We start from the raw sequence: 26681 nt of genomic DNA on the forward strand, positions 1-26681 counted from the left end.
CGCTGGGCTGCGAAGCAGCCCCTGGTGAAATGACCTCGGTGAATCTGACGTACCGCAGACTCAGGCTTTAGGGCTGCTGCGCAGCCCAACGGGGATAAATCCCCTCGCCACAGATAAATCCCCTCGCCACAAGCAAGCTCCCTCGCCACGAAAAGCTGAGCCTGCCCCTTCCAGAAAACCTCTAGCTAACCGTCAACACCGGGCTGCTCAAGCGCTCCAGCAACGTCGCCTGGGCGCTGCGCGGGTTCTGGTTGCCGGTTGGCGTGTTGCGGATGTAGCGACCGTCCGACTGCAGGCTCCAGCTGTGGGTGTTGTCGGTGAGGTAGCTTTCCAGCTCCTTCTTGACCCGCAGGATGAGCTTCTTGCCCTCCACCGGGAAGCAGGTCTCGACTCGCTTGTCGAGGTTGCGCTCCATCCAGTCGGCACTGGACAGGAACATCTGCTCCTCGCCTCCGTTGAGGAAGTAGAACACCCGCGTGTGCTCCAGGAAGCGCCCGATGATCGAGCGCACATGGATGTTATGGGACACCCCCGGGATGCCCGGCCGCAGGCAGCACATGCCCCGCACCACCAGGTCGATGCGCACGCCGGACTGGCTGGCCTTGTACAACGCACGGATGATCTTCGGATCGGTCAGCGAGTTGAACTTGGCAATGATGTGGGCCGGCTTGCCATCCAGGGCGAACTGCGTCTCCCGGGTGATCATGTCGAGCATGCCCTTCTTCAGGGTGAACGGCGCATGCAGCAACTTCTTCATGCGCAGCGTCTTGCCCATGCCGATCAACTGGCTGAACAACTTGCCGACGTCCTCGCACAAGGCATCGTCCGAGGTCAGCAGGCTGTAGTCGGTGTACAAGCGGGCGTTGGCGGCGTGGTAGTTACCGGTGCCCAAGTGAGCGTAACGCACGATCTCCCCGGCTTCGCGGCGCAGGATGAGCATCATCTTGGCGTGGGTCTTGAAACCGACCACGCCGTAGATCACCACCGCACCGGCCGCTTGCAGACGGCTGGCCAGTTGCAGGTTGGACTCTTCGTCGAAGCGCGCGCGCAATTCGATCACCGCGGTGACTTCCTTACCGTTGCGCGCCGCGTCCACCAGGGCGTCGACGATTTCCGAGTTGGCGCCGCTGCGGTACAGGGTCTGGCGCACCGCCAGGACGTGCGGGTCCTTGGCGGCCTGGCGCAGCAGGTCGACCACCGGCGTGAACGACTCGAACGGGTGCAGCAACAGGATGTCCTGCTTGCTGATCACGCTGAAGATGTTCTCGCTGTTTTGCAGCAGTTTCGGGATCTGCGGCGTGAACGGCAGGTATTGCAGTTCCGGGTGGCTGTCCAGACCGGTGATGCTGAACAACCGGGTCAGGTTGACCGGGCCGTTGACCTGATACAGCTCGGTTTCGTGCAGGTTGAACTGCTTGAGCAGGTAATCGGACAGGTGTTTCGGGCACGTGTCGGCCACCTCCAGGCGCACCGCATCACCGTAGCGACGGGAGAACAGCTCGCCGCGCAAGGCGCGGGCCAGGTCTTCGACGTCTTCGGTGTCCACCGACAGGTCGGCGTTGCGGGTCAGGCGGAACTGGTAGCAACCCTTCACCTTCATGCCCTGGAACAGGTCATCGGCGTGGGCGTGGATCATCGACGACAGGAACACATAGTTGTCGCCCGTCCCGCCCACGTCTTCCGGTACACGGATGATACGTGGCAGCAGGCGCGGCGCCGGAATGATCGCCAGGCCGGAATCGCGACCGAAGGCGTCGATGCCTTCCAGTTCGACGATGAAGTTCAGGCTCTTGTTGACCAGCAACGGGAATGGGTGCGTCGGGTCGAGGCCGATCGGGGTGATGATCGGCGCGATCTCGTCGCGGAAATAGCGGCGCACCCAGGTCTTGATCTTGGTGTTCCAGTTGCGCCGACGAATGAAGCGGACCTGATGTTTCTCCAGCTCCGGCAACAGGATGTCGTTGAGAATCGCGTACTGGCGGTCCACCTGGCCGTGGACCAGCTCGCTGATACGCGCCAGGGCCTGGTGCGGCTGCAGGCCATCGGCACCGGCCTGTTCACGGGCGAACGTGATCTGCTTCTTCAGGCCGGCGACACGGATCTCGAAGAACTCATCCAGGTTGCTGGAAAAGATCAGCAGGAACTTCAAGCGCTCCAGCAATGGATAGGACTCGTCCAGCGCCTGCTCCAGCACGCGGATGTTGAACTGCAGTTGCGACAGCTCGCGGTGGATGTACAGGCTGCTGTCATCCAGGTTGGGGATCGCAATCGCCGGGGCCGGGGCGGGCTCGGTGGCCGCAGGCGGAGCGGGCTCCATCTGCGGTGGTGTCTCGGCGATTTGCTCGACCACCGGTTGAGCGTCTTTTACGGCAACTTCAGAGAGTCCTTCGGTATTCATCGCAAGTTCCTGGGAGGCTATTTCTGCTCTCGTAGCAATTGGGCGGCGCGCACGGCGAAATAAGTCAGGATGCCATCGGCGCCTGCGCGCTTGAAAGCGGTCAGCGATTCGAGGATCACCCCTTCGCTCAACCAGCCGTTCTGGATCGCGGCCATGTGCATGGCGTACTCGCCGCTGACCTGATAAACAAAGGTCGGCACTTTGAATTCGTCTTTGACCCGGCAAAGAATGTCGAGGTAGGGCATGCCGGGCTTGACCATGACCATGTCTGCCCCTTCTGACAAGTCGGCCGCGACTTCGTGCAGGGCTTCATGGCTGTTGGCCGGGTCCATCTGATAGGAGGCCTTGTTGGCCTTACCCAGGTTCAGGGCCGAACCGACCGCGTCGCGGAACGGGCCGTAATAGGCGCTGGCGTACTTGGCCGAATAGGCCATGATCCGCACGTTGACGTGGCCGGCCACCTCGAGGGCTTCGCGAATCGCCTGGATCCGTCCGTCCATCATGTCCGACGGCGCGACCACCTGGGCACCGGCCTCGGCGTGGGACAACGCCTGCCTGACCAGTGCATCGACGGTGATGTCGTTCTGCACATAACCGTCTTCGTCGAGGATGCCATCCTGGCCGTGGGTGGTGAACGGGTCCAGCGCCACGTCGGTGATCACCCCAAGCTCCGGGAAGCGGGCCCGCAGGGCACGGGTCGCGCGCTGGGCGATACCGTCCGGGTTCCACGCCTCGGCGGCGTCCAGGGACTTGAGGCCAGAGGGCGTGACCGGGAACAGCGCCAGCGCCGGAATGCCCAGTTCGACCCACGTCGCAGCCGCTTCGAGCAGCAGGTCGATGGTCAGCCGCTCCACGCCGGGCATCGACGCCACCGCTTCGCGACGGTTCTCACCGTCCAGCACGAACACCGGCAGGATCAGGTCGTCGGTGGTCAGCACGTTTTCACGCACCAGCCGACGAGAGAACTCATCACGGCGATTGCGACGCAGGCGGGTGGCAGGGAACAGACGATTGGCGGGGGTAAAGCTCACGGCAGACTCCTGAGCCCGCTGACGGGCGAGCGTGACAGTTATAAGCGGCCATTATGACGAACGTATGACAGTTGTGTGCACCTGTGACCTGTCGTCGCAGTTATTGTCGTTGTAGGAAATGTTCACGTCGAGACACATTTCGATACTTTCCTGAATGTGTCTGAAGGGTTAGGCTGCGCGTTCATTTCGCCAGCACCCAGACAATGCTCCAGCAATTTCTACATGACTTCGGCTACCTGGCCCTGTTCATCGGCACGTTCTTCGAAGGTGAAACCATCCTCGTGCTCGCTGGTTTCCTGGCGTTCCGCGGCTACATGGACATCAATCTCGTGGTGGTCGTGGCGTTCTGCGGCAGCTACGCCGGTGACCAGCTGTGGTATTTCCTGGGCCGCAAGCACGGGCGCAAGCTGTTGGCGCGCAAGCCGCGCTGGCAATTGATGGGTGATCGCGCCCTGGAGCACATCCGCCGGCACCCGGACATCTGGGTCCTGAGCTTCCGCTTCGTCTATGGCTTGCGCACGGTGATGCCGGTGGCGATCGGCCTGTCGGGCTATCCGCCGGGCCGTTACCTGTTGCTCAACGGCATCGGCGCGGCGATCTGGGCCACGGCGCTGGCCGCCGCCGCGTATCACTTCGGCGCGGTGCTCGAAGGCATGCTGGGTAGTATCAAGAAATACGAGTTGTGGGTACTCGGCGCCTTGTTGGTCCTCGGCCTCTGCCTGTGGCTGCGTCGCCGCATCAAGAATGCGCGGCTGGCGAAAAAGACCCTTGAAGCCGAACGCCTGGCGCAGAGCCGGCCCGCTGAACCTACGACGCCAACCGAGTGAATCGGCTCCGGCAGCCATACAGGCCGATGCCGCTGAGCAGACCGTAACTGAACACACCGACCCAGGCCAGTGGGCTGGCCGGCCATAACCCAGCCATCGGCGCCAGCCACACCAGCAGCAGGCTCGACACCAGCCGCAGGCACTCCAGCCGTAGCGCCCACGGGCGATTCTCCAGGGTCGCGCCCAGCACGAACAAACCCAGCGCCACCGTGCCCCAGCCCAACACCAGTGCGGCCACCGGCAAACGCGTCTCCAGGTTCATCAAATAACTGCCCAAGGCAATGTAGACGCAGAATTGCAGCACCACGTACCACTGCTGGCGCCCATCCAGCGGCACCTCGAATTTCTCGAAACGGCTCAGGTCCGGCTTCGCCAGCGGGTACTTCGCCGCCACGTCCGCCGGCCGCCAACCGGTGGGCATGAACCAGATCCGCACCTTGTCCCACCAGCGTCCGGCTCGTCGAGCGTCCGACCACAGCCGGGCGTAAAACTGCAGGTTGGCCCACAGCGGATTCCAGCTGGCCAATGGCGTGGTGACGCCGAAGATCACCGGCTCGTTGTCGTCTTCTTCCTGGAAGGTGCCGAACAGACGGTCCCAAATAATGAACACCCCGCCGTAGTTGCGATCCATGTAGAGAGGGTTCTGTGCATGGTGGGCGCGATGATTGGACGGCGTGACGAAACACCACTCCAGCCAGCCGAGCTTGGGAATGTGTTGGGTGTGGACCCAGAACTGGTACAGCAAATTCAATGCCGCAACGCTGACGAACACCCCCAGCGGCACCCCGGCGACCGCCAGCGGCAGGTAGAAGACCCAGCTCAGCAGGAAGCCGGTGCTGGTCTGGCGCAACGCCGTGGACAAGTTGTAGTCCTCGCTCTGGTGATGCACCGAGTGGGCGGCCCAGAGGATGTTGCGCTCATGGCCCATGCGGTGCAGCCAGTAGTAGCACAGGTCGTAGAGCACGAAGGCGAACACCCAGGTCCAGGCCTGGTCGCCCGGCAACGAGAAGATCGCCAGGTGCTTCAAGGCAAAGGCGTAGGTCACCAGGCCCACGCCCTTGGTCAGGAGGCCGGTGGTGGTCGACAGCACGCCGGTGCTCAGGCTGTTGATCGCGTCCGCGACCCGGTAGTGGCTGACCCCGCGCCAGCGATCGGCCAGCAATTCGACGGCAATCAGGACGAAGAAGAACGGCACGGCATACAGAATGAAATTCATGATGCGACCCGGGCAAGCGAAGCAGGGAGATAGTCGGCAGATTAGGTGTAGCTGCCGGATAACCCTATGGCAACGAATGACAAATTAGTGGACATTTAACGCCATGAATCTGGAGAAAAACCCATGAGCAAAAAAATTGCAGTGATCCTTTCCGGCTGTGGCGTGTACGACGGCGCCGAAATCCACGAGAGCGTGATCACCTTGCTGCGCCTCGACCAGCGCGGCGCCCAGGTCCAATGTTTCGCCCCCGACATTGCCCAACGGCATGTGATCAACCACCTGACGGGCGAAGAGATGCCCGAGAGTCGCAACGTGCTGGTGGAATCGGCGCGGATCGCCCGGGGCGAGGTCAAGGACCTGCGCGAGGCCAACGTCGAGGATTTCGACGCGTTGATCGTGCCCGGCGGCTTCGGCGCGGCGAAGAACCTCTCCAGCTTTGCCGTCGAGGGCGCCGGGTGCACGGTCCAGCCGCAAGTGCTGGCCCTGGCCGAAGCCTTTGCCGAAGCCGGTAAACCGGTCGGTTTGATGTGCATCTCGCCGGCCCTGGCAGCAAAAATCTACGGCCCTGGCGTGCTCTGCACCATCGGCACCGACGCCGACACGGCCGCCGCCGTGACCAAGATGGGCGGCACCCACGAAGACTGCGCCGTCACCGACATCGTCGAGGACACCGCCCGCAGACTGGTTACCACTCCGGCCTACATGTTGGCCAAGAACATCAGCGAAGCGGCCTCGGGCATCAACAAGCTGGTAGACCGGGTGCTGGAACTGACCCACGAAAACGACGCCTGACCTCCCCGCCCAGTCCCACAGAGATAGCCTGGACCCTGTGGGAGCGGGCTTGCTCGCAAAGACGTCGGTTCAGCCGGCCTATTCGTTGGCTGACACACCGCTTTGGCGAGCAGGCCAGCTCCCACAGGGGCGCTGAGCAGGATTCAAGATTGACGCGCCAATTGCGTCAATAGCCGATCCAGCGCATTGGCGAATACCTGCTTGTCCCGCTCGCTGTACGCCGCCGGGCCGCCGCCGACATGGCCCTGTTCACGCAGGTCAGTGAACAGGTTGCGTACCGCCAGCCGCTCCCCCATGTTCTGGGCATCGAATGCCTTGCCGCGGGGATCAAGGGCCGCGACGCCCTTCTTCACCAATCGGTCGGCCAGGGGCACGTCGCTGCAGATCACCAGTTCGCCCGGCGCGGCGTGCTCCACCAAATAGTCGTCCGCAGCGTCGGGGCCACTGGGCACCACGATCAGCTTCACACAGGCCAGGCCTGGCTTGATCTGCGGCTGACCCGCCACCAACACCACCTCGAACCGACGCTTCAGGGCGAACTTGACCACCAGGTCCTTCGCCGCCCTGGGACAAGCGTCGGCGTCGATCCAGACGCGCATCAGGACACCTGCACCTTGCGCTTCTCCGCCACCCAGCTACGGCCATACAGCACGACGATCGCCAGGATCGCCACCACTTGTGCGGCCAGCGAATAGGCATCGGCATGAATACCCAGCCAGTCGAAGTCGAAGAAGGCCACCGGACGGGTACCGAAGATCCCAGCCTCCTGCAACGCCTTCACGCCATGGCCGGCGAACACCACCGACAGCGCGCACAGCAACGCGGCGTTGATGCTGAAGAACAGCGCCAGCGGCAACTTCGCCGAGCCGCGCAGGATCACCCAGGCCAACCCGACCAGCAGGACCAGCGCTGTCGCGCCACCCGCTAACACCGCGTTGTGCCCGGCGGGACCTGCCTGCAACCACAGGGTTTCGTAGAACAGGATCACTTCGAACAGTTCGCGATAGACCGAGAAGAACGCCAGGATCGCGAAACCGAACCGGCCGCCGCCCCCCACCAGACTGCTTTTGATGTAGTCCTGCCAGGCCGCCGCGTGGCGCCGGTCGTGCATCCACACCCCCAGCCACAACACCATCACACTGGCGAACAACGCGGTGGCGCCTTCGAGCAACTCACGCTGGGCGCCGCTGACGTCGATCACATAGGCGGCCAGCCCCCAGGTTGCCAGGCCGGCCAGCAACGCCAGGCCCCAGCCGATGTTGACGCTGCGCACCGCCGATTGCTGGCCGGTGTTACGCAGGAACGCGAGGATCGCCGCCAGTACCAGAATCGCTTCCAGGCCTTCACGCAGCAGGATCAACAGCCCGGAGATATAGCTCAGCGACCAACTCAAGCCATCGCCGCCCAACAGGTCGGCGGACGCCTTGAGTTTCGCCTTGGCCGCATCCAGGCGCTGGGCAGCCTGCTCCACCGGCAAACCGTCCTGCAGCGACTGACGGTAGGCCATCAGGGCTTTCTCGGTGTCTTTGCGCACATTGGCGTCGACGTTATCCAGCGAGCTCTCCACCAGCTCGAAACCTTCCAGGTAGGCCGCTACCGACAGGTCATAGGCCTGGTCATGGTCACCGGCACGATAAGCCGCGATGCTTTTGTCCAGGGTCGCCGCGGTGTAGTCGAGCAACTGCGCCGGGCCGCGTTGCACCTGCGGGGGCTGCGCACGCTGGGCTCGGAAGGTGGCCGCCGCTGCTGGGCCCTGGGCGGCGAGGACTTCGGCCGGGGTCTGGCGGGCGAGGTCGGCCAGGTTGTAGGTCTGCTCGCCCTTGGCAGCGGCCGGGTCGGCGCTGAAGCTGGCGATGTAGGTGGCCAGGTCCCAGCGTTGACGGTCGTCGAGCTGATCGGCGAAGGCCGGCATGTCGGTGCCTTCGATGCCCATGCCGAGGGTGTTGTAGATCGCATAGAGGCTCAGGCGATCCAGGCGCTGGCCATCGCGCAGGTTGGCCGGCGGTGGCTCGAGGCCGACGCCGGCCGGGCCATCGCCGGCGCCGTTGGCACCGTGGCACACCGAGCAATTCTGGGCATACAGCGGCGCGCCACGGCTCGGGTCCGGGGTGATCACCGGCGCCTGGCTGACCTCATACGCCACCGCCAGCCGCGCGCCCAACTGCCGCGCCTGGCGGGCGACTTCGGCGCCCTCCTGGCGCTGGGTGATTGCACTGCGCAGGGCGCCGATGCCCTGGGTCAGCTCAGCCTTCTGCGGCTTGGCCGGCAGCCCGGCGATCAGCCCTTCCAGCGCCTGGGTGAATTCCAGCTGTTCACGGTACTCGGCCTCGTCGATGACCTTGCCTGCCTCGACCGTCGCCGGATAATCCGCCCCGATGTAATCCAGCAGATGCAGCGCCTGGGGGGCGCCTTCGACGGTGTCGGCCAACAGATAGGGGCTGCACAGGGCAAGCAACGGCAGTGCGAGCCAGGCCAGGAAACGAAGCGGGGCAGTCATGAATGACTCTCGATTGGTAATAAGAAGTAACACATTGTTCACTTCCAATGCCTTCGGCTCAAGGGCCGATGTGATTTAGGGGCATATTTTCATCGGATATTCACCCTTTGGAGGTGATGTCACAAAAACGGCATTTCGAAATTGAAAAGCCATTACATAGCCAAGCGCCACGTTTATAATCCCGCCGCCTTCTTATCGTTGGATGGCATAAGAGCTCCTCGCTTGATGAGGAACCGACAGCGCAGCGACGCCTGTCCGTGGGATCGTTCCAGCCCGACCCGCACACCCCCGGCTGCTATTCAGGGAAGAAATGTTCATGGCATCCCGTGCCGTTTTTTCGATCGCCCTCGGGGCGGTGACCTTGTTGTCCGGCTGCTCGGCCTTTCGCAACTACGATGGCGAACTGGCCCAGACCAACCAGCAGTTGGCTTCCGGCAATGTCGACGCAGCGCTGACCCTGCTGGAAAAGAACAACAGCAGCCAAGACAAAGACCTGCTGTATTACTTCGAGAAAGGTGAGCTGCTGCGGGCCAAGGGCGACCTGTCCGGCAGCCAGACCGCCTGGAACAGTGCCGACCAGCAGGTTGGCCAGTGGGAAGACGCGGTCAAACTCGACACGGCCAAGTACGTGGCGCAGTTCGGCAGTTTCCTGGTCAACGACAAAGTCCGCCGCTATGAAGGCTACGACTACGAAAAAGTCATGCTCACCACGCAGATGGCCCTGAACCTGCTGGCCGTGAACGACTTCGACGGCGCACGGACCCAGATCAAGAAAACCCACGAGCGCGAAGCGGTGATCGCCGACCTGCGGGACAAGGAGTACCTCAAGCGCGAGGAAGAAGCCGAGCAGCAAGGGGTCAAGACCGAGTACAAGGATCTCAAGGGCTACCCGGTGGCCAGCCTCGACGCCCCGGAAGTGGTCAGCTTGAAAAACAGCTACCAGAGCGCCTTCAGCCATTACCTGGCCGGTTTCGTCTACGAAGCCCTGGGGGAAAAGGACCTGGCTGCGCCGGGCTATCGCAAGGCCGCCGAACTGCGCCCGAACACGCCGCTGCTGGAGCAGGCCCTGCTCAATCTTGACAAGCCCGCCGCCAAGACCGACGACAGCGACGTCCTGATCGTGGTGCAGAGCGGCCTGGCGCCGTCCCGGGACTCGGTGCGCATTCCCCTGCCCCTGCCCATCAGCGGCAACCTGGTGATCACGCCGTTGTCGTTCCCGGTGATCAAGCCCGATACCTCCACGGCGACGTTCGCCCAGATCGGCGTCGACGGCCGCCAGATGGACCTGACTCAACTCAACAGCACCACCGCCATGTCCCGCCGCGCCCTGCGCGACGATATGCCCGGCATCATCCTGCGCACCACCGTGCGTGCGATCACCAAAGGCGTGGCGCAAAAGCAGATCAACGACACCAACCCCCTGGCCGGCCTGGCCGTGGGCCTCACCTCGGCGATCCTCGAGGGCGCCGACACCCGTACCTGGCGCACCCTGCCGGACTACACCCAGGTGGTACGCCTGCGCCTGAAGAAGGGCGAGCACCAGGTCACCCTGCCAAGTGCGGTGGGCGGCTCGGTGGTCAAGGTCAACGTGGATCAGCGCTACCAGGTCATCAGCCTGCGGGCGGTGGGCAACCAGGTTTTCGCCGGCGGCCTGGCGGCCCAGGTGATCCCGACTGCCACCCCGAGCGCGGTCGCCAGCCTCAAACAACCTTAAGAACGGAGTCTTTGTTCACATGCGTCTAAAACTGATCGCCGTCGGCGCCCTGGCCTTGCTGGCTGGTTGCGCCACCCCGCCGCCACCGGAGCCGGGCACCGCTGCCAGCAAGGTCGTGGCCATGGGCAAGACCAAGAACATCGTGGTCGGCGCCATGCGCGTGGCCCGGGAAAACGGCTACATGACCGTCAATGTGCAGCTGAGCAACACCAGCTACAACAACAAGACGATGTACTACCGCTTTGCCTGGCTGGGGCCGGAAGGCTTTCCGATTGCCGAGGAAGAAACCTGGAAGACCCTGACGCTGTATGGCGAGCAGACCAAGTTCCTCCCGGCCATCGCGCCAACGCCCAAGGCGGTGGACTTCCGGTTGGAAATCAATACGCCTTGAGGCCGGTTTCTGTCAGTCGAGCCAATGCCGATTCTGTGGCGAGGGGATTTATCCCCGTCGGGCTGCGAAGCAGCCCCCACCGCTCGCATCGGTAAGCCTGTCAGAGGGTGTCCAGCTGTTTATTTCGGGCTGCTGCGCAGCCAGCGGGGATAAATCCCCTCGCCACAAAAACCATTACGCCGACATTTGAGAGCACACCACATGTTCCTACGCATTTCCTCCCTCGCCCTCGCCGTCCTGCTGGTCAGCGGCTGCGCCAACAACTCGCCGGTACTGGGCAACAAGAACATCAGCTATGGCGACACCAAGGCCGTGGAAACCGTCACCAACGAGTTCGGCTCCACCGACCTGCAGATGATCGCCGAGTCCATGACCCGCTCCCTGGCCCAATCCGGTGTCCTGCAGGGCCGTCCGGTGGTTCAGGTCTACGACGTGAAGAACAAGACCAGCGAATACATCGACACGCGGGAAATCACCACCAGCATCAAGACCCAGCTGATGAAGACCGGGGCCGCGCGTTTCGCCAGCGACAACAACGCCATGGACAGCCAGGTCGACCAGCTCAAGCTGCAGAACCAGAGCGGTCTCTACAAGAAGAGCACCGTGGCCAAGACCGGCAACATGATCGCCGCCAAGTACCGCATCGAAGGCTCCATCAGCTCGATCGTCAAGCGCAGCAGCGACTACAAGGACGTTTTCTACAAGTTCAGCCTGCAATTGATCGACGTCGAGAGCGGTCTGGCCGAGTGGATGGACGAGAAAGAAATCCGCAAGACCACGGAGCGTTAAGCCATGCGCACATGGATTGGCATCATGGCCCTGGCCTGCGCGTTCACCGCGCAGGCGGCCCCGAAAGTCGCCGTCACCGACCTGGCGTACCAGGAGCGGGTGGAGGAATACATCCACACCGTTTCGGCCCAGAGCAACTTCCAGGCGAACGCCTACAGCGCCAGCGCTTCGTCGAGCTACGACGAAATGGAAGCCACCAGCAGCTACATCGAGCAGGGTGAATTGCGCAAGTTCACCGGCGACATCAAGGGCGAGATCCTGCGCAGCGGGATGTTCCAGCTGGTGCAGGGCACGCCGTACACCGCCTCGTCCAAGGGCGACGTCTATGACGTCATCAAGCGAATCAAGGCCGGGAACTTCAAGGGGGCCGACTACGTATTGTTCGGCACGGTGTCGGACATCGACTTCACCCGCGACATCAACGAGCTGGCGAACACCAACAGTTACTCGGCGGTGCTGGCGTTGACCCTGGTGGCGGACTTCAGCCTGATCAACACCAAGACGTTCGAAATCACCTCGGCGTTCACCGCCATGGGCGAAGGCCAGGACACCAAGCTGCTGAACCACCGGGACGTGCACATCAGCCTCAACCGCCCGCGGGTCGTGCGTGAAGTGTCCAAGGCCCTGGGGGAAGACGTGGCGCGGCAAATGAGCGAACAGCTCGGCGGCCCGAGCTACGAACAACCCCGCGAGCCCGCGCAGCGTAACAACCTGCCACGGGATACGGCGCCGGTGATCCTGCGCTAAGTCTTAGCGCCAATGGATGATGTTTCTGTGGCGAGGGAGCTTGCTCCCGCTCGGTCGTCCGACGCCTCGGGCGTAGCGACCGCAGGCTTTTGGGGCTGCTGCGCAGCCCAGCGGGAGCAAGCTCCCTCGCCACAGGTCCGCCGTGTCTCCAGTGCCTTTTCCGATAGAACGGATTACACCGCCGCCTTGCGAATCGTCGCCAGCAACCCTGCCGCGCCAATGAACAGCCCGGCAAACGTACGGTTCATCCGCCGTTGCTGTTTCGGGGTGCGCAACAGACGCAAGACCTTCGACGCCAACCCGGTGTAGCCGGCCATGACGATCAGGTCGACGCAGATCATGGTCGTGCCCAGGATCAGGTATTGCTGGATCAGGGGTGCGTGGGGGTCGATGAACTGCGGCAGTACCGCCAGCATGAACACCAGCGCCTTGGGGTTGCTGATGTTGACCAGGAAACCGCGAAACACCAGCGCCATGGGTTTGCCGATCGGCCGCACGGCCGCGTCATCGCTGATGTCGCTGGGAATGGCCCGCCACTGCTTGATGCCCAGGTAGACCAGGTACGCCACGCCAAACCATTTGATCGCATAGAACGCCGTGGCCGAGGCGGTGAGGATCGCCCCCACGCCGGCGGCAACGATGGCGATCTGCAGTGCCAGGCCCAGTTGCAGGCCCAGGGCATTCCAGTAGCCACGCCAGAAACCGTATTGCAGGCCGCTGGACATCGATGCAATGGCACCGGCACCCGGCGAAAGACTGATCACCCAGCAGGCGGCGAAAAACGCCAACCATGTTTCCAGCACCATTGCACACCTCGGCTCGAATTCGTCGAAACGAATACGCTAATGCGCCGCTGCACGGTTGACCACTGTTTTTTTCTGCTCGGGTTGAAGGGGGACTGCGAAGACCGCCCTACTCGACGAAACCGCCGACCGGGAATGCCTCGCTGCCACGCCAGCGCCGGACCGAACGCTGGAAGAACAGACTGTTGGGCACTTGCACCATGGAGCTGCCGGTGCCGAGCTCCTCAGGCTCGATCAGCGTGGTGTAGAGCAGGTTGATCGCCACCACCCGCCCCTTGATGCCGGGCTTGTCGGTGGCCTCCACCAACTCCACCACGTCCCCCAGGCGAAACGGGCCGACGGTGTAGATCAGCACGGCGCAGAGCAGGTTCGACAGCACACTCCAGATGGCGAAGAACGCCACCGCCGCCACCGCGACGAAGCCCGACAGGGCGGTCCACAGCACCGTGGCCGAAACACCCAGGCGCTCCAGCACGATCAACACCGCACTGCCCATGATCAGCCAGCGCAGCACACCCCGCAGGATGATCAGCAACTGCGGCGGGAAGGGATAGCGCTCGCCCAGGCGCGTGAGGGCGCGCGCCACGAAGCGCTGGGCAAAGTAACCGACCAGCAGGATCAGCAGGACTTGCACACCGAGCCAGATCGGCTCGATCCACATCACGGGAACAGGCAACGCCAGGGCTTCCATCAGGACAACGCCTCCAGCTCCGCTTGCAGGTTTTCCAGCACTTCCAGGGCTTGCATCCAGGCTTCCTCCAGCTCCGCTTCTCGAACTTTCAGCTTGGCCTGTTCGGCCAGCAGGTCACGCAACTCATCTTTGCGCGCCGCCTCGTAGAGACCGCTGTCACCCAGGCTGGTTTCGATTTTCTGCAGCTTTTCATGCAGCTTGCCCAGTTCGGCCTCGAGCTTGTCGGCCTCGCGCTTGTGGGGCGCCAATTGCTGGCGCAAGGCGGCTGCGGCCTGGCGCTGGGCTTTTTTGTCGGTCTTGTCCGGGTTGACCGGCGTGGTGCTGACCGGTGCGTTGCGCTGGCGATAGTCCACCAGCCAACGTGCGTAATCCTCCAGATCGCCGTCGAATTCCTCGACCTTGCCGTCGGCCACCAGGAAGAAGTTGTCTGTGGTGCTCTTGAGCAGATGTCGGTCGTGGGACACCACCAGCACGGCGCCACTGAATTCCTGCAAGGCCATGGTCAGGGCCAGGCGCATTTCCAAGTCCAGGTGGTTGGTCGGTTCGTCGAGCAGCAACAGGTTGGGCCGGCCCCAGGCGATCAGCGCCAACGCCAGGCGAGCCTTTTCACCACCGGAGAAATTCAGCACCGGCTCATCGATGCGCGCGCCACGGAAATCGAAGCCACCGAGGAAATCGCGCAGGGTCTGCTCGCGCTCGGTCGGCGCCAGGCGTTGCAGGTGCAGCAGCGGGCTGGCCTTGGCATCGAGAGAATCGAGCTGATGCTGGGCGAAGTAGCCGACCACGGTGTTCTCGCCACGGGTCAGGCGACCGCCCAACGGCTGGAGTTCACCGGAGAGGTTCTTGATCAGGGTCGACTTGCCGGCGCCGTTAGGCCCCAGCAGGCCAATCCGCGCACCGGGGGTCAGTTGCAGCTTGACCTTCTCCAGCACGGTCTTGTCGCCGTAGCCCAGGCGTGCGTCGGACAGGTCGATCAGCGGGCTGGAGATTTTTGTCGACTCGCGGAAGACAAAGTCGAACGGCGAATCCACGTGGGCCGCCGACAGCTCCTCCATCCGTTCCAGCGCCTTGATCCGGCTCTGGGCCTGGCGGGCCTTGGTGGCCTGGGCCTTGAAGCGGGCGATGTAGCTTTCCATGTGCGCACGCTGCGCCTGCTGCTTCTCATAGGCCTGCTGTTGCTGGGCCAGGCGCTCGGCGCGGGCGCGCTCGAAGGCGCTGTAGCCGCCACGGTACAAGGTCAGCTTGCGCTGATCGACATGGGCGACGTGATCGACCACGGCATCGAGGAAATCGCGGTCGTGGGAAATCAGCAGCAGCGTGCCCGGATAACCCTTGAGCCAGTCTTCGAGCCAGATGATGGCGTCGAGGTCCAAGTGGTTGGTCGGTTCATCGAGCAACAAAAGATCCGAGGGGCACATCAGGGCCTGGGCCAGGTTGAGGCGCATCCGCCAACCGCCGGAGAAATCGCCGACCTGGCGGTCCATCTGCTCATTGGTGAACCCCAGCCCGGCGAGCAATTTGCGCGCGCGAGCGTCGGCGGTGTAGCCGTCGGCGCTGTCGAGTTCCGAGTGCAGGCGGGCCTGGGCGGCGCCGTCGTGGGCCGCCTCCGCCGCCGCCAGGTCGCGTTGAACCTGACGCAGGCGCAGGTCGCCATCGAGCACGTAGTCCACCGCCAGCCGCTCGAGGGTATCGACCTCCTGGCGCATGTGGGCGATACGCCAATCGGCCGGCAGCATGCAATCGCCCGAGTCCGGGTGCAGCTCGCCGCGCAGCAAGGCGAACAGGCTCGATTTGCCGGCGCCGTTGGCACCGATGAGGCCGGCTTTGTGGCCGGCGTGCAGGGTCAGCTCGGCGTCTTCTAGCAGACGTTGCGGGCCACGCTGTAAAGTCAGGTTCTGAAGTCGGATCATAATGGCGGCGGAGTCTACCAGCTTCGCTCGCAACTGGCGCGAGTAGCACGATGTCCCCTGACCTTTGGCGTTTCTCCCTGGACCTCTATGCCAAGCCCGGCGTGGAAGCCGCCTGCCTGGCATCGCAAGAGGCCGGCATCAACGTGTGCCTGCTGCTGTGCAGCCTGTGGCTGGACCAGCGCGGCGTGCCCTGCAGCGAACCCCGACTGCACACGCTTAGACCGTTGGCCGAGGCCTGGGACGCCGAGGTGGTCAGGCCCCTTCGCAGCCTTCGCCGGCAATGGAAAACCATGGCCCAGCAAGACCCGGCGCTCGACAACCTGCGCGAACAGGTCAAGCGGCTGGAGCTGGAGGCCGAGCGGCGGTTATTGGAACGATTGGAAGCGGCGGCCAAGGATTGGCCACCGGCACAGCACGAGGGTTCAGCCCAATGGCTGCAAGCGCTGGCGGCGAGTGTCGAACCCGCGCACCACGACGCGCTGCATCAGCTGCGCGTCGTGGTGTCCGGCACTTAGGAAGCGCTGGTTGGGGTGCTGGTGCTCGGCGCCACGGAAGCGGACGGGCTGACTGCCGGCGCTGGAGTGCTGGCGGTTGGCGCAGGGGACGCTGCCGGAGCAGGCGCGGCGGTGGCCGGTTTGGCGGCAGGCGCAGCCGACGGTTTCGCGGCCGCTGGTTTTTTCACGGTGGGTTTGGCTGCTGGCTTGGCAGCAGTAGGCTTCGCAGCAGCTGGCTTGGCGGCCGCTGGCTTGGCAGCAGGTTTGGCCGCCGCTTTGGCAGGTGCCTTGGTCGCGGCAGGCTTGGCGGCGGGTTTTACGGCCGGCTTGGCTGCAGCGGGTTTGGCCGCCACTGTTTTGGTGGCTGCTGGTTTGGCGGCGGGTTTCGCGGCGGCTGTTTTGGCAGCGGGTTTTGCCGCCGGCTTGGCGACAGGTTTAGCGGCCGGTTTTGCAGCGGTGGTTTTCGTCGCAGCGGGTTTGGCAGCTGCGGTTTTTGCGGCAGGCTTGGCAGCCGGTTTAGCCGCCGGTTTTACCGCAGGCTTGGCCGCGACAGGCTTGGCGGCCGCGGTTTTTGCAGCCGGTTTGGCGGCCGCTTTAACGACTGGCTTTTTGGCCGCAGGTTTTGCAGCGCTGGCAGCGACGGGTTTGGCCGCTGGCTTGCTCGCGGTCTTGGCGGGTGCTTTCACAGCAGGCTTGGCCGCTACCTTGGCGGGCGTTTTTGCCGCGGCAGGTTTAGCCGCCGGCTTCTTGGCCGATACAGCAGCAGGCTTGGCGGCACGCAGTGTCAGCGCCTTGCCCGCAGCCTCTTGCACGCGACCTACGCCCTGGGCCAGTTTCAGGCTTTCCTGGGCATCGCGTTTGAGTTGGAGAATGTAGGCGCGGGTTTCGGACTGACGATCCTTCAAGGCGTCGAGCAGGTCTTCGAGTTCTTTCACGCCGTCCTTGGCCTTGGCTTGTGCCTTGGCCTTGCCGGCGGTGGCGGCGTCTTGCAGTTTGGTGCGCGACTTGTGCAGTTTTTCCTGCGCCTTGCCGCGTTGTTTTTCCAATTTGGCGAGCAGTTTTTCAGCATCAGCCATCGCTTGGGAGCAGGCATTTTCCAGATGCTCGAGCAAGCTGCCCGAGAGTTGTTGGAGCAAGTGCAACGGAGTGTTTACAGGCTTCTTGGTGGCCGACATGGTTTACCTCCTGACTGACGTGAGTGCGGCTCATACTAGACCTCTGCTGCAACCGCCGCTAGGGCATGTTGACAGTACACAAGAGGTTGCGTTGCAAGGTACGAAAAATCTTCTTCATCCGCGCCAGGGCAACCCACCTCTGCACCTGTCGGCACTGGCATAATCCCTCGATTCGAGGCCGGAGATCCCCCATGTTGCGTCACCTGTTCCTGTCCCTGTGCATGCTTGGCTCCATGGCCCAGGCCGCTGACAAAACCAACGCAAACGATGCCCACGACCTGGCCTACAGCCTGGGCGCGAGCCTGGGTGAACGCCTTCGCCAGGACGTGCCCGACCTGCAGATCCAGGCCTTGGTCGAAGGCCTGCAACAGGCTTACCTGGGCAAGCCGCTGGCCCTCAGGGATGAACGCATCGAACAGATCCTGGCCGCGCATCAAGCGCAACTGACAGCGCAGTCGCTGCCACCTCAGGACGCGAAGGCGTTGAAGACGGAGCAGACATTTCTCAACGAAGAAAAGAACCGACCCGGCGTCCAGCAACTCGCGGACGGCATCCTGCTGACGGAGCTCAAGCCAGGCAAAGGTGCGAAGGCAGGCCCCCATGGCAAGGTCCAGGTGTTGTACATCGGGCGGTTGCCGGACGGCACCGTATTCGACGCCAATCACCAGGCCCAGTGGTTCAATCTCGACAGTGTGATTGACGGCTGGCGCAGCGCATTGCCGCAGATGCCGGTCGGCGCGAAGTGGCGCCTGGTGATTCCTTCGACCCTGGCCTATGGCGCCGAAGGTGCCGGGGATGTGATCCCGCCGTTCACGCCGCTGGTGTTTGAAATCGAACTGCTCGGCGCGACGGGCTAAGGTCGCCCAAACGAAAAACGGTGCGCCACGCGCACCGTTTTTTCATGCCTGCAAACCTTCAGGCCTGGACTGCGGCTTCTTCCTTGTGTGCGTTGTGCAGCACTTCGATCAGGCAGTCTTCCAGCTCGAAACGCTCGTGCAGCAAGCCGCCCAACTCCTTGAATTTCTCAGCCACGCACTTGCCTTCATCGCACAGGTCGTTGAACGCCAGCAGCTTCTCGGTGATGACGTCGATGCGCGGGTAGATCTGCTCGGCGAGCTCCAGGCCACGCTTGTCGTTGAAGGCCTTGGCCTCGCCCGTCAGTTGTTCGTAGATCTCGAAATGACCGGCCGATACATAGTCGACCAGCACACCGCAGAACTCCTGCAAGGGCTTGCGGCTTTCGCTCAGCGCTTCAGGCTTGTCGCCGAGGACGTCATAGGCCCGCACCAGTTCGTGACGCTCCTGCAACCAGCGATCGATCAGCAGATGCACCCCACCCCAGCGTTCCTGAGCATTCTGACAACTTTCGAGCATGGTGATTTCTTCCCTTGTGAGTCATGCCCCTCGCAGCCTGCGCACACCTGGATAACCAGGGACAAGCCAGACACAACATGTTCGAGTGACACGATTCCGATGACACGTGCGGGCCAGATTATGCCCGCACGACTACCGCTTCAAGGTACGCAGGCGATAAAGTTCATACAAGTGTTTAATCCAGCACCCGGGCCCACTGCGACGTATCGCCGCCGAGTGGTCGTGCCAGAGCACTCCAGGCAAGGCGCAGCAGCAGATAGGTCATTGCGACGGACACGGCGAGAAAGAACAGCAAGCTCCATTCGGGGATGCTCAGGTCGAACAGCGTCCAGGTGATGTTCGCGCAATCGACCACCCCATCGAGCACCCGGCGCAACGCACACCACCAGGATTGCACCCCGGTCATGGGGGTGACGCAATCAGCCACCGACTGGACCGAACGACTCTGCATCAGGACCTGATGCCAGGCCAGCGTCATCCCCCCCGACGCGAACACCCACCCCAACGCCCCATAGACGATGCTGCCCGAACGCCCCGGGCCGTGCACGCAGGCCACGAGGCTGTTCACCAGCAACAACAGCAGGCACACCCGCTGCAAGACACACAGGCTGCACGGCGTCAGGCCGACCGAATATTCCAGGTAACTGGCAATGCCCAGCGCCAGGGCCGCGGCGATGGAAGCCATGAGAAACAAGAAGCGCGAGCAAGCCAAAAACATGGCGGTTCCGTAGCAGAAGAGACAAGTCGTTACGGTAGAGGAAAGCCCTCGGGCCTTTCAAGGCAGGCTCGCGCAGACACTTCACCAGGGATGTAGGGAATTCCCGACAGAGACAAAGGGACTTATTACAGCTCGCTGTAGGACTTTGCTAAGGGCACTGACAAAAGCCCTCCAAGCGATGGCTGATCATCGCTTGTAACGCAATAAAAGCCGTGGCGAGGGAGCGGCGCCCTCGCCACGATGACTCAGGCCATGCTCACGTCGACAGCACCTGCGCCGACACCGGCAGCGGCGCCGCCAGCAGGCGCTCATCGAGCAAGCCCAGTCCTTCCTGGAACAACTGATTGCTGCGCTCGGCGTCGCCCAACTGCGCCAACAGGCGCGCCAACTCTGCGCAGGCTTCGGGATTGCGCTGGATCCGCAGGCTGCTTTCCAGGTAATCCCGGGCCTTGCCCCACAAGCTGTTCTGCAGGCAGAGACGCCCCAGGGTCAGCAGCAGGCTCGGATCGGCCGGATGGTCCTTGAGCCAGCCTTCGGCCGTTTGCAGTTGCCGGACCGGATCACTGCCGCGGACCAGCCCGTACAGGCGCGCGAGATGGCTGTCGTAGTGGCGCTTGAGCGCGATGCGCAGCGCCTCTTCGGCTTCGATCTGCGCTCCCAATTGCCGCAACTGCTCGGCATACGCCAGCACCAGCGCCGGCTCCTGGCGCTGGGCGGAGGTCAATTGTTGCCAGGCCCGGTTCAACGATTGCAAGCCGACGCTGCCATCCTCTTCGCGGTGGGCCGCCAGGGTGAGGTTCTCGCCCCACGCCCGACGCTCCAGCTCAGCCAGTTCGGCGGCAGGCAAGACCTTGTCCTTGCGCAGCTCGGGCAGCAGCCGGATCACCGCCGACCAGTCGCCGCGCTGCTGATGCAGCCGTTGCAACTGGCGCAGCACCTGGATGTTATGTGGATGGCGTTCGTGCATGGCTTGCAGCGTCTCCAGCGCCCCCTCGGTGTCGCCCCGGTCGGTCTGCAACTGCGCGTGAGTCAGGGCAATGGCCAGTTCCGCCTGGGGCTGGCGCTCCAGGGCGCGCTCCAGCAGGCTGTCGCTCTGCTCGTAAAGCCCTTGTTCATTGGCCGCGCGGGCCGCACCGAGGTAATACAACAGGGGTTGGCGCTCGGCTTCGGCGGCGCGGTGCAAGTGCCGTTGGGCACTGGCCCAGCGACCTTCGGCCAGGTCCAACTGGCCGTGCTCGATCGCCACTTGCACACGTCGGCTGCGGTTGCGGCGCGACCACGGGTTGACCACGCCGCTGGAGGTGGTCACCAGCCCGATCAACGCAACCACCGCGCGCCACAGCAGCCAGAACACCGCCACCAGCGCCAGGGTGACCCACAGGCCGGCTTCGTAACGGAAGTTTTTGTACGCCACCAGTACGTAACCCGAATGCTCCGCGATGGCCACGCCCAGCAAAGCGGCGACGGCGATGACCACGAACACAATCACGTAGAGGCGCTTCATGGCGTGGCCTCCTGGGCGCCCGCCTTGGGCAGCGGCTTGACCGACTCTTCGGCATTGAGGTTGCGCCGCTCAAGATAGGCCTGGACGCTGCTCAGGGTACCCGTCAGGTCCGGCGTGACCACGGTCACCGGCTGGTTGGACAGCTCGGCCACGCGTTCGAGCATGATCTTGATCTGGGGGTTGTCCTGGTTGAAGTTGTTTTTCAGCACGTCCCGCGCCTCGGTCAGGGCCTGGGTGTACACCGGCGCCTGCCCATTGAGGGCCGCCCATTGGGCCTGCTCCAGCGCCAGGCTCAAGGCCAGGCGCACCTGCATCAGGCTTTGCCCGGCCAGGAGCGGACGGACGTTCTCATCGGCGTTGAAGTCGATGCGGATGTAACGCGAGATCTGGTCCCACCACTGTGCCCAGCGGCTGGCACCATCACCATCGGCCGTCAGGCCCAGCAGGGACTCGCCGCGATCCTTGTATTCCGGCGCCAGCTCGCTGAGCTGCAGCACCTGGTCTCGCAGGGCGCCCAGTTGCAGGAACAGTCCGGTGCGATCCGGCTGCTCGGTGCTGCGCAACGCGGCCAAGGTCTTGGCCAGTTGTTCGCGGGCGGCGAACGAACCGGGGTCATCCTGTTCGCGCAGGATTTCGTCGGCGCCCTGGACCAGCGCCTGGGCGCTGCTGATGTCCTGCAAGGCGGAAAGACGCAAGCTGGCCAGGCGCAGCAAATGCTCGGCCTCGGCCAGGCGCCAGTCCTTGCGGCTGGCACCGAGCACGGTTTCCAGGCGCTGGCTCAGGTGCTGCTGGTCACCTTGCAGCTGGGCTACCAGGCGACGACGTTCCTCCAGCTCTTCGGCGCCAGGCAACTGGGCCAGGCGCTCGGTCAGGCGCTGCTCATTGAGCTTGAGGGTCTGGGCCTGGTCGTTCAGCGCCTGGACCTGGGCGGACTGTTGCTGGTTGTTGGTTTGCAGGTGACGCACCTGCCACACACCCCAGCCGCCAACCGCTACGCCGGCGGCCCCGAGCAACAAGGCAAAAATAGCCAGCCCGTTGCCGCGACGCGGCGCCACCGGGGCCGGGGTTTCAACCGGCGCGTCGAGCACCGGCTGGTCTTGATCTGCTTTTGGCAAGGCTGTTTCGCTCACGTATCCATCCTTCGCATTAGAAAACGGCACGGAGTGTTCCCGTAACGCCGCCAGCAAAGCCGCGGCGCTGGCGCCACGGCAATCCACAACTGTTCGGGTCCCGGCGGCACGCGCCATCTCGGCAACCCTTGGGCTTGGCACAAACAACGGTAGCCGCGCCAGCGTCGGCCAGGCATCGCCGGCCAACCGCTGCAGATGCTCCAGGCCCTGCCCACTGCTGACCACCAGTGCGTTCAAGCGTTCCGCTTCAACCCGCGCCGACAGCTCACCTTCGGCGTAATGAGGAATGTCGCGTCGGTACAACTCCAGGTAATCGACACTAGCACCTTGCTCGCGCAAACGCTCTGCCAGCAAGCCGCGCCCGCCTTCGCCACGCACGATCAAGACCCGCGGATCGGGCCGGCTGACAGCCTGGCGCAACGCGGGAAGTTCGAGCAAGGCTTCGCTGTCGTCACCGTTGTCGGGATAAAACACCGTGAGGCCGGCGTCGGCGAGAATCTGCCCGGTGGCCGCCCCCACGCTGAACCACGGCTGATCGGGCGGCTCGGGCCAGAGCAGGCGCAGTTGTTCGATGCACAGGCGGGCGGCGGGCTTGCTGACCACGATCACGGCACAGTATTGGTCCAGGGATTGGAGCATCGCCCGCCCCGCATCCGACAGCGGGATCGGCTCGATCGCCAGCAACGGCAGGCTGCTGCTGAAGATACCGGCATCAGCCAGGACAGCCGCCAAGGCCGACGACTCATCCTGCGGCCGTGTGAGCAGCAGCCGCCACCCCGTCACGCGTGGCCCGCCTCGCCGTAGACCGCCTTGAGAATGTCGGCGGCGCCCTGGCTCAGCAGGTCTTCGGCCACGCGCACGCCCAGCGCCTCGGCATCGCGATGCGGCGCCCGGGCCTCGGCACTGAGCAACCGGCCGCCATTGGGATCGCCCACCAGGCCACGCAACCAGACCTGCTCGCCTTCCAACACGGCGTAACAAGCGATCGGCACCTGGCAACCGCCGTTCAGATGCTTGTTGAGGGCGCGCTCGGCGAATACCCGGGTGGCGGTGTCTTCATGGTGCAACGGCGCCAGCAAGGCATGGATGTCGCTGTCGGCGCTGCGGCACTCGATGCCCACGGCGCCCTGCCCACCTGCTGGCAGGCTGTCGTCGACGCTGATGGCCGAGGTGATACGGTCTTCGAAACCCAGGCGGATCAGGCCGGCGGCGGCGAGGATGATCGCGTCGTACTCGCCGGCGTCGAGCTTGGCCAGACGCGTGTTCACGTTGCCACGCAGGAAACGGATCTGCAGGTCCGGGCGGCGCGTCAGCAATTGTGCCTGGCGACGCAGGCTGGAGGTGCCCACCACACTGCCGGCAGGCAATGCCTCGAGGCTGGCGAACGTGTTGGAAACGAATGCATCGCGCGGGTCTTCCCGCTCGCAGATGCAAAACAGGCCCAGGCCTTCGGGGAAGTCCATGGGCACGTCTTTCATCGAGTGCACGGCGATGTCGGCTTCGTTGTCCAGCAACGCGGTTTCCAGTTCCTTGACGAACAGGCCCTTGCCGCCAATCTTCGACAGGGGGGAGTCGAGCAGCTTGTCGCCGCGACTGACCATGGGCACCAGGGTCACGACCAGCCCGGGATGGGCGGCTTCCAGGCGGGCTTTGACGTATTCGGCCTGCCAGAGGGCCAGGGCACTTTTACGGGTGGCGATGCGGATCTCGCGAGGGGACATGGATCAATCCGTACTTAAAAGATACGGCAGATAATAACAGTTCAGCCAGAACCGCTTTGATTTGAATCACGACCCCAAGGCCTCCCTGGCCGTCATTGTCCTGGGAAAGGAATGTCTGGAACGCCCCCGCGAACCGGGCTAAAGCTGCTGCATCATCTTGCGCACGCCGGCCACGTGTCGTCGGCTGACGATCAGCGCATCACCGTTGAGGCCTTTGAGGAAAAGCTGGAAATGCCCCAGGGGCGTGCGTTGCAAACGCTCGATCCGCTCGCGGGCCACCAGGGCATTGCGGTGGATACGAACAAAGCGTTCGCCGAACTCGTCCTCAAGGGCCTTGAGTGGCTCGTCCAGCAACACCTCGCCACTCTCGTGGCGCAAGGTCACGTACTTGTGATCGGCAATGAAGTAGACCACCTGGTTCAACGGGATCAACTCAATGCCTTTGCGGGTGCGCGCGCTGATGTGGCTGCGCGGGCCGCTGCCACTTTCCGCTGCCGGGCGGGTCAGCGCCGCCAGTTGCACCCGGTTGGGTCGCTCGGCCTTGCGCAAGGCATCGGGCAAGGCCTCGGACGCCACCGGCTTGACCAGATGGCCGACGGCGCTGGCCTGCAGGACCTCGGGCGGAAAATCGTCCCGGGTGCTGCAGAACACCACCGCAGGCGGCGACTCTCGTTCGCACAACTTCGCCGCGACCTGCAGGCCATCCAGGCCAGGCATGCGAATGTCGAGCAGCACGATATCCGGCTTGTGGCTGTCGATAAGGGCCAATGCCTCTTCGCCATTGGTGGCGCTCGGCTCCAGGACACTGTAACCCTCGAGCTCGCCAACCATTCGGCTCAGGCGCTCGCGGGCCAGTGGTTCGTCATCAACGATCAGGACATTCATATTGCGCTGGATTCCTGCGTGAGTCTCGCACAAGGATAGCGTAGACAGGGGAAGTGACATCCGTCACCGCGATCCACGCTAAGACTCGCCCGAGGGCCAAAAAGTGCCGCGAGGCGGTCGCCTATCTTTACCAGCGCTTGCCTACCGATGCTCGAGGCCTGTTGTCGCACGGCGTCGCCGTAGGGATTGTTCGTTTTCGATTTGACCAATATTGAGCACCCCCTGGTTGATTCGGCAGATTCGCCATGAATGAAAAAAAGCAAACACCTATCGTCCACTGTAGACGGTTGCCACGACGATATTGCTCAATCGGAAAATATCGTTGCGCGCAAAACCGGGTCCGAACGCCCGGCCCACGGGTAAAAAACCTGCCGACCAGTGTCAGCGCCAGCCCTGGCAACCCTGTTATCATCCGCCGCAGCCTTCAACCGCTACTTTTTCCACAGCCGATCACGAGCGAATTCATGAGCACTGACAAGACCAATCAGTCCTGGGGCGGCCGCTTCAGTGAACCCGTCGACGCCTTCGTCGCCCGCTTCACCGCCTCCGTCAACTTCGACCAGCGCCTGTATCGCCACGACATCATGGGCTCGATCGCCCACGCCACCATGCTGGCCAAGGTCGGCGTGCTGACCGATGCCGAGCGCGACAGCATCATCGACGGCCTCAAGACCATCCAGGCTGAAATCGAGGCCGGCCAGTTCGACTGGCGCGTCGACCTCGAAGACGTGCACATGAACATCGAAGCGCGCCTGACCGATCGCATCGGCGTGACCGGCAAGAAGCTGCACACCGGCCGCAGCCGCAACGACCAGGTCGCCACCGACATCCGCCTGTGGCTGCGCGACGAGATCGACCTGATCCTGGCCGAAATCACCCGCCTGCAAAAAGGCTTGCTGGAGCAGGCCGAACGCGAGGCCGAAAGCATCATGCCGGGCTTCACGCACCTGCAGACCGCGCAACCGGTGACCTTCGGGCACCACATGCTGGCCTGGTTCGAAATGCTCAGCCGCGATTACGAACGCCTGGTCGACTGCCGCAAGCGCACCAACCGCATGCCCCTGGGCAGCGCCGCGCTGGCCGGTACCACCTACCCGATCGACCGCGCCTACACCGCCCAACTGCTGGGCTTCGACGCCGTGGGCGGCAACTCGCTGGATAACGTCTCGGACCGCGATTTCGCCATCGAATTCTGCGCCGCCGCGAGCATCGCGATGATGCACCTGTCGCGTTTCTCCGAAGAGCTGGTGCTGTGGACCAGCGCGCAGTTCCAGTTCATCGACCTGCCCGACCGCTTCTGCACCGGCAGCTCGATCATGCCGCAAAAGAAAAACCCCGACGTCCCGGAGCTGGTGCGGGGCAAGAGCGGTCGGGTCTTCGGCGCGCTGATGGGCCTGTTGACCCTGATGAAAGGCCAACCACTGGCCTACAACAAGGACAACCAGGAAGACAAGGAACCGCTGTTCGACGCCGCCGATACCCTGCGCGACTCGTTGCGGGCCTTCGCCGACATGATCCCGGCCATCAAGCCCAAGCATGCGGTGATGCGCGAAGCGGCCCTGCGTGGTTTCTCCACCGCCACCGACTTGGCCGACTACCTGGTGCGCCGTGGCCTGCCCTTCCGCGACTGCCATGAAATCGTCGGTCACGCCGTCAAGTACGGGGTGGACAGCGGCAAGGACCTGGCGGAGATGAGCCTGGACGAACTGCGCCGCTTCAGCGACCAGATCGAACAGGACGTGTTCGCGGTGCTGACCCTCGAAGGCTCGGTCAATGCCCGGGACCACATCGGCGGCACCGCGCCGGCGCAGGTCAAGGCAGCGGTCGTGCGCGGCCAGGCGTTGCTCGCCAGCCGCTAAAAGACGAAAAGCTTC

Annotated in this window: 24 protein-coding genes and 2 pseudogenes; 9 read left to right on the plus strand and 17 right to left on the minus strand. The window is 63.6% G+C overall.

From position 1 onward, the window contains the following. Nucleotides 1-181: 181 nt before the first annotated feature. The gene (ppk1, locus tag V5F23_RS26995; protein ID WP_042731155.1) at nucleotides 182-2398 is read right to left on the minus strand and encodes a polyphosphate kinase 1; all 2217 of its coding nucleotides are present in this window, start codon (nucleotides 2396-2398) and stop codon (nucleotides 182-184) included. Nucleotides 2399-2415: 17 nt separating this feature from the next. Beyond that, a complete protein-coding gene (gene hemB / locus V5F23_RS27000; RefSeq protein WP_047735797.1) occupies nucleotides 2416-3429 on the minus strand; it encodes a porphobilinogen synthase in 1014 nt (337 codons plus the stop codon). Nucleotides 3430-3632: 203 nt separating this feature from the next. On the opposite strand from hemB, the gene V5F23_RS27005 reads away from it, so the two are divergent. Beyond that, the gene (locus V5F23_RS27005) at nucleotides 3633-4256 is read left to right on the plus strand and encodes a DedA family protein (RefSeq protein ID WP_042731153.1); all 624 of its coding nucleotides are present in this window, start codon (nucleotides 3633-3635) and stop codon (nucleotides 4254-4256) included. Here V5F23_RS27005 and V5F23_RS27010 read toward each other — a convergent pair. After that, nucleotides 4237-5472, minus strand: a complete 1236-nt coding sequence (locus V5F23_RS27010) for a sterol desaturase family protein (protein ID WP_338497043.1) — start codon at nucleotides 5470-5472, stop codon at nucleotides 4237-4239. The genes V5F23_RS27005 and V5F23_RS27010 overlap by 20 nt on opposite strands. Before the next feature lie 123 nt (nucleotides 5473-5595). Here V5F23_RS27010 and elbB point away from each other — a divergent pair, with 123 nt between their 5' ends. Beyond that, a complete protein-coding gene (elbB, locus tag V5F23_RS27015; protein ID WP_042731151.1) occupies nucleotides 5596-6264 on the plus strand; it encodes an isoprenoid biosynthesis glyoxalase ElbB in 669 nt (222 codons plus the stop codon). 143 nt (nucleotides 6265-6407) lie between these two features. Here the strand turns inward: elbB and V5F23_RS27020 are convergent, their stop codons facing one another. Both V5F23_RS27020 and V5F23_RS27025 read right to left on the minus strand, forming a co-directional pair. After that, the gene (locus tag V5F23_RS27020; RefSeq protein WP_042731150.1) at nucleotides 6408-6863 is read right to left on the minus strand and encodes a YaiI/YqxD family protein; all 456 of its coding nucleotides are present in this window, start codon (nucleotides 6861-6863) and stop codon (nucleotides 6408-6410) included. Then, nucleotides 6863-8761: a cytochrome c/FTR1 family iron permease gene (locus tag V5F23_RS27025; RefSeq protein ID WP_047735795.1), complete on the minus strand. Its 1899-nt coding sequence runs from the start codon at nucleotides 8759-8761 to the stop codon at nucleotides 6863-6865. The genes V5F23_RS27020 and V5F23_RS27025 overlap by 1 nt, the downstream gene beginning before the upstream one ends. A 316-nt stretch (nucleotides 8762-9077) precedes the next feature. On the opposite strand from V5F23_RS27025, the gene V5F23_RS27030 reads away from it, so the two are divergent. The 4 genes from V5F23_RS27030 (at nucleotide 9078) to V5F23_RS27045 (ending at nucleotide 12402) form a co-directional block, all read left to right on the plus strand. Next, nucleotides 9078-10475 (plus strand): lipoprotein, encoded by a 1398-nt coding sequence (locus V5F23_RS27030; protein WP_042731156.1) that lies wholly within the window; start codon nucleotides 9078-9080, stop codon nucleotides 10473-10475. A 19-nt stretch (nucleotides 10476-10494) separates the two neighbouring features. Beyond that, on the plus strand, nucleotides 10495-10866 hold the full coding sequence (locus V5F23_RS27035; RefSeq protein WP_042731148.1) for a YcfL family protein: 372 nt from the start codon (nucleotides 10495-10497) through the stop codon (nucleotides 10864-10866). A 201-nt stretch (nucleotides 10867-11067) separates the two neighbouring features. After that, entirely contained in the window at nucleotides 11068-11655 is a 588-nt protein-coding gene (gene lpoB / locus V5F23_RS27040) for a penicillin-binding protein activator LpoB (RefSeq protein WP_042731147.1), read from the plus strand. Nucleotides 11656-11658: 3 nt separating this feature from the next. Next, nucleotides 11659-12402: a hypothetical protein gene (locus V5F23_RS27045; RefSeq protein ID WP_042731146.1), complete on the plus strand. Its 744-nt coding sequence runs from the start codon at nucleotides 11659-11661 to the stop codon at nucleotides 12400-12402. Between the two features lie 173 nt (nucleotides 12403-12575). Here V5F23_RS27045 and rhtB read toward each other — a convergent pair whose 3' ends face one another. The 3 genes from rhtB to V5F23_RS27060 form a co-directional block, all read right to left on the minus strand. After that, nucleotides 12576-13208: a homoserine/homoserine lactone efflux protein gene (gene rhtB, locus V5F23_RS27050; RefSeq protein ID WP_042732880.1), complete on the minus strand. Its 633-nt coding sequence runs from the start codon at nucleotides 13206-13208 to the stop codon at nucleotides 12576-12578. A 106-nt stretch (nucleotides 13209-13314) separates the two neighbouring features. Next, the gene (locus V5F23_RS27055; protein ID WP_042732879.1) at nucleotides 13315-13896 is read right to left on the minus strand and encodes a mechanosensitive ion channel family protein; all 582 of its coding nucleotides are present in this window, start codon (nucleotides 13894-13896) and stop codon (nucleotides 13315-13317) included. Next, entirely contained in the window at nucleotides 13896-15806 is a 1911-nt protein-coding gene (locus tag V5F23_RS27060) for an ATP-binding cassette domain-containing protein (protein WP_047735794.1), read from the minus strand. Before V5F23_RS27060 ends, V5F23_RS27055 begins: the two co-directional genes overlap by 1 nt. Before the next feature lie 50 nt (nucleotides 15807-15856). Here V5F23_RS27060 and V5F23_RS27065 point away from each other — a divergent pair, with 50 nt between their 5' ends. Continuing rightward, nucleotides 15857-16321 carry a TIGR02444 family protein gene (locus V5F23_RS27065; protein ID WP_042730377.1) on the plus strand — a complete coding sequence of 155 codons (465 nt, stop codon included), beginning with the start codon at nucleotides 15857-15859 and terminating at the stop codon, nucleotides 16319-16321. Here V5F23_RS27065 and V5F23_RS27070 read toward each other — a convergent pair. Then, nucleotides 16318-17475, minus strand: coding sequence for an AlgP family protein (locus V5F23_RS27070; RefSeq protein ID WP_042730378.1), 1158 nt, complete (start codon nucleotides 17473-17475; stop codon nucleotides 16318-16320). The two genes, V5F23_RS27065 and V5F23_RS27070, sit on opposite strands and share 4 nt — an antisense overlap. A 191-nt stretch (nucleotides 17476-17666) precedes the next feature. Here V5F23_RS27070 and V5F23_RS27075 point away from each other — a divergent pair, with 191 nt between their 5' ends. Continuing rightward, on the plus strand, nucleotides 17667-18332 hold the full coding sequence (locus tag V5F23_RS27075; RefSeq protein WP_042730379.1) for an FKBP-type peptidyl-prolyl cis-trans isomerase: 666 nt from the start codon (nucleotides 17667-17669) through the stop codon (nucleotides 18330-18332). A 58-nt stretch (nucleotides 18333-18390) separates the two neighbouring features. Here V5F23_RS27075 and V5F23_RS27080 read toward each other — a convergent pair whose 3' ends face one another. The 8 genes and pseudogenes from V5F23_RS27080 to V5F23_RS27115 all read right to left on the minus strand — a co-directional run. Beyond that, nucleotides 18391-18849, minus strand: coding sequence for an Rsd/AlgQ family anti-sigma factor (locus V5F23_RS27080; protein WP_042730380.1), 459 nt, complete (start codon nucleotides 18847-18849; stop codon nucleotides 18391-18393). A 175-nt stretch (nucleotides 18850-19024) separates the two neighbouring features. After that, complete coding sequence (locus V5F23_RS27085; protein ID WP_042730381.1) at nucleotides 19025-19567, minus strand: disulfide bond formation protein B; 543 nt, start codon at nucleotides 19565-19567, stop codon at nucleotides 19025-19027. Between the two features lie 256 nt (nucleotides 19568-19823). Continuing rightward, on the minus strand, nucleotides 19824-21071 hold the full coding sequence (locus tag V5F23_RS27090) for a heme biosynthesis protein HemY (RefSeq protein WP_042730382.1): 1248 nt from the start codon (nucleotides 21069-21071) through the stop codon (nucleotides 19824-19826). After that, entirely contained in the window at nucleotides 21068-22201 is a 1134-nt protein-coding gene (locus V5F23_RS27095) for a uroporphyrinogen-III C-methyltransferase (RefSeq protein WP_042730389.1), read from the minus strand. Before V5F23_RS27095 ends, V5F23_RS27090 begins: the two co-directional genes overlap by 4 nt. 84 nt (nucleotides 22202-22285) lie before the next feature. Then, nucleotides 22286-22984, minus strand: a pseudogene (locus tag V5F23_RS27100) (uroporphyrinogen-III synthase); the annotation flags it as partial. Continuing rightward, nucleotides 22981-23922, minus strand: coding sequence for a hydroxymethylbilane synthase (gene hemC / locus V5F23_RS27105; protein ID WP_047735789.1), 942 nt, complete (start codon nucleotides 23920-23922; stop codon nucleotides 22981-22983). The pseudogene V5F23_RS27100 and the gene hemC, both read right to left, overlap by 4 nt. A 138-nt stretch (nucleotides 23923-24060) precedes the next feature. Continuing rightward, nucleotides 24061-24807, minus strand: a complete 747-nt coding sequence (locus V5F23_RS27110) for a LytTR family DNA-binding domain-containing protein (protein WP_042730384.1) — start codon at nucleotides 24805-24807, stop codon at nucleotides 24061-24063. Next, nucleotides 24804-24998, minus strand: a pseudogene (locus V5F23_RS27115) (sensor histidine kinase); the annotation flags it as partial. The pseudogene V5F23_RS27115 and the gene V5F23_RS27110, both read right to left, overlap by 4 nt. 273 nt (nucleotides 24999-25271) lie before the next feature. Here V5F23_RS27115 and argH point away from each other — a divergent pair. Next, nucleotides 25272-26666 carry an argininosuccinate lyase gene (argH, locus tag V5F23_RS27120; protein ID WP_042730385.1) on the plus strand — a complete coding sequence of 465 codons (1395 nt, stop codon included), beginning with the start codon at nucleotides 25272-25274 and terminating at the stop codon, nucleotides 26664-26666. Nucleotides 26667-26681 lie beyond the last annotated feature (15 nt).

It is taken from the genome of Pseudomonas sp. WP18 (assembly GCF_036689585.1).
Taxonomy (GTDB): domain Bacteria; phylum Pseudomonadota; class Gammaproteobacteria; order Pseudomonadales; family Pseudomonadaceae; genus Aquipseudomonas; species Aquipseudomonas chlororaphis_E.

What these genes read in the sequence shown, in the direction of transcription:
- ppk1 (WP_042731155.1), bottom strand. Translation starts at nt 2,398, where the DNA reads ATGAATACCGAAGGACTCTCTGAAGTTGCCGTAAAAGACGCTCAACCG.
- V5F23_RS27005 (WP_042731153.1), top strand. Translation starts at nt 3,633, where the DNA reads ATGCTCCAGCAATTTCTACATGACTTCGGCTACCTGGCCCTGTTCATC.
- V5F23_RS27010 (WP_338497043.1), bottom strand. Translation starts at nt 5,472, where the DNA reads ATGAATTTCATTCTGTATGCCGTGCCGTTCTTCTTCGTCCTGATTGCC.
- elbB (WP_042731151.1), top strand. Translation starts at nt 5,596, where the DNA reads ATGAGCAAAAAAATTGCAGTGATCCTTTCCGGCTGTGGCGTGTACGAC.
- V5F23_RS27020 (WP_042731150.1), bottom strand. Translation starts at nt 6,863, where the DNA reads ATGCGCGTCTGGATCGACGCCGACGCTTGTCCCAGGGCGGCGAAGGAC.
- V5F23_RS27025 (WP_047735795.1), bottom strand. Translation starts at nt 8,761, where the DNA reads ATGACTGCCCCGCTTCGTTTCCTGGCCTGGCTCGCACTGCCGTTGCTT.
- V5F23_RS27030 (WP_042731156.1), top strand. Translation starts at nt 9,078, where the DNA reads ATGGCATCCCGTGCCGTTTTTTCGATCGCCCTCGGGGCGGTGACCTTG.
- V5F23_RS27035 (WP_042731148.1), top strand. Translation starts at nt 10,495, where the DNA reads ATGCGTCTAAAACTGATCGCCGTCGGCGCCCTGGCCTTGCTGGCTGGT.
- lpoB (WP_042731147.1), top strand. Translation starts at nt 11,068, where the DNA reads ATGTTCCTACGCATTTCCTCCCTCGCCCTCGCCGTCCTGCTGGTCAGC.
- V5F23_RS27045 (WP_042731146.1), top strand. Translation starts at nt 11,659, where the DNA reads ATGCGCACATGGATTGGCATCATGGCCCTGGCCTGCGCGTTCACCGCG.
- rhtB (WP_042732880.1), bottom strand. Translation starts at nt 13,208, where the DNA reads ATGGTGCTGGAAACATGGTTGGCGTTTTTCGCCGCCTGCTGGGTGATC.
- V5F23_RS27055 (WP_042732879.1), bottom strand. Translation starts at nt 13,896, where the DNA reads ATGGAAGCCCTGGCGTTGCCTGTTCCCGTGATGTGGATCGAGCCGATC.
- V5F23_RS27060 (WP_047735794.1), bottom strand. Translation starts at nt 15,806, where the DNA reads ATGATCCGACTTCAGAACCTGACTTTACAGCGTGGCCCGCAACGTCTG.
- V5F23_RS27065 (WP_042730377.1), top strand. Translation starts at nt 15,857, where the DNA reads ATGTCCCCTGACCTTTGGCGTTTCTCCCTGGACCTCTATGCCAAGCCC.
- V5F23_RS27070 (WP_042730378.1), bottom strand. Translation starts at nt 17,475, where the DNA reads ATGTCGGCCACCAAGAAGCCTGTAAACACTCCGTTGCACTTGCTCCAA.
- V5F23_RS27075 (WP_042730379.1), top strand. Translation starts at nt 17,667, where the DNA reads ATGTTGCGTCACCTGTTCCTGTCCCTGTGCATGCTTGGCTCCATGGCC.
- V5F23_RS27080 (WP_042730380.1), bottom strand. Translation starts at nt 18,849, where the DNA reads ATGCTCGAAAGTTGTCAGAATGCTCAGGAACGCTGGGGTGGGGTGCAT.
- V5F23_RS27085 (WP_042730381.1), bottom strand. Translation starts at nt 19,567, where the DNA reads ATGTTTTTGGCTTGCTCGCGCTTCTTGTTTCTCATGGCTTCCATCGCC.
- V5F23_RS27090 (WP_042730382.1), bottom strand. Translation starts at nt 21,071, where the DNA reads ATGAAGCGCCTCTACGTGATTGTGTTCGTGGTCATCGCCGTCGCCGCT.
- hemC (WP_047735789.1), bottom strand. Translation starts at nt 23,922, where the DNA reads ATGTCCCCTCGCGAGATCCGCATCGCCACCCGTAAAAGTGCCCTGGCC.
- V5F23_RS27110 (WP_042730384.1), bottom strand. Translation starts at nt 24,807, where the DNA reads ATGAATGTCCTGATCGTTGATGACGAACCACTGGCCCGCGAGCGCCTG.
- argH (WP_042730385.1), top strand. Translation starts at nt 25,272, where the DNA reads ATGAGCACTGACAAGACCAATCAGTCCTGGGGCGGCCGCTTCAGTGAA.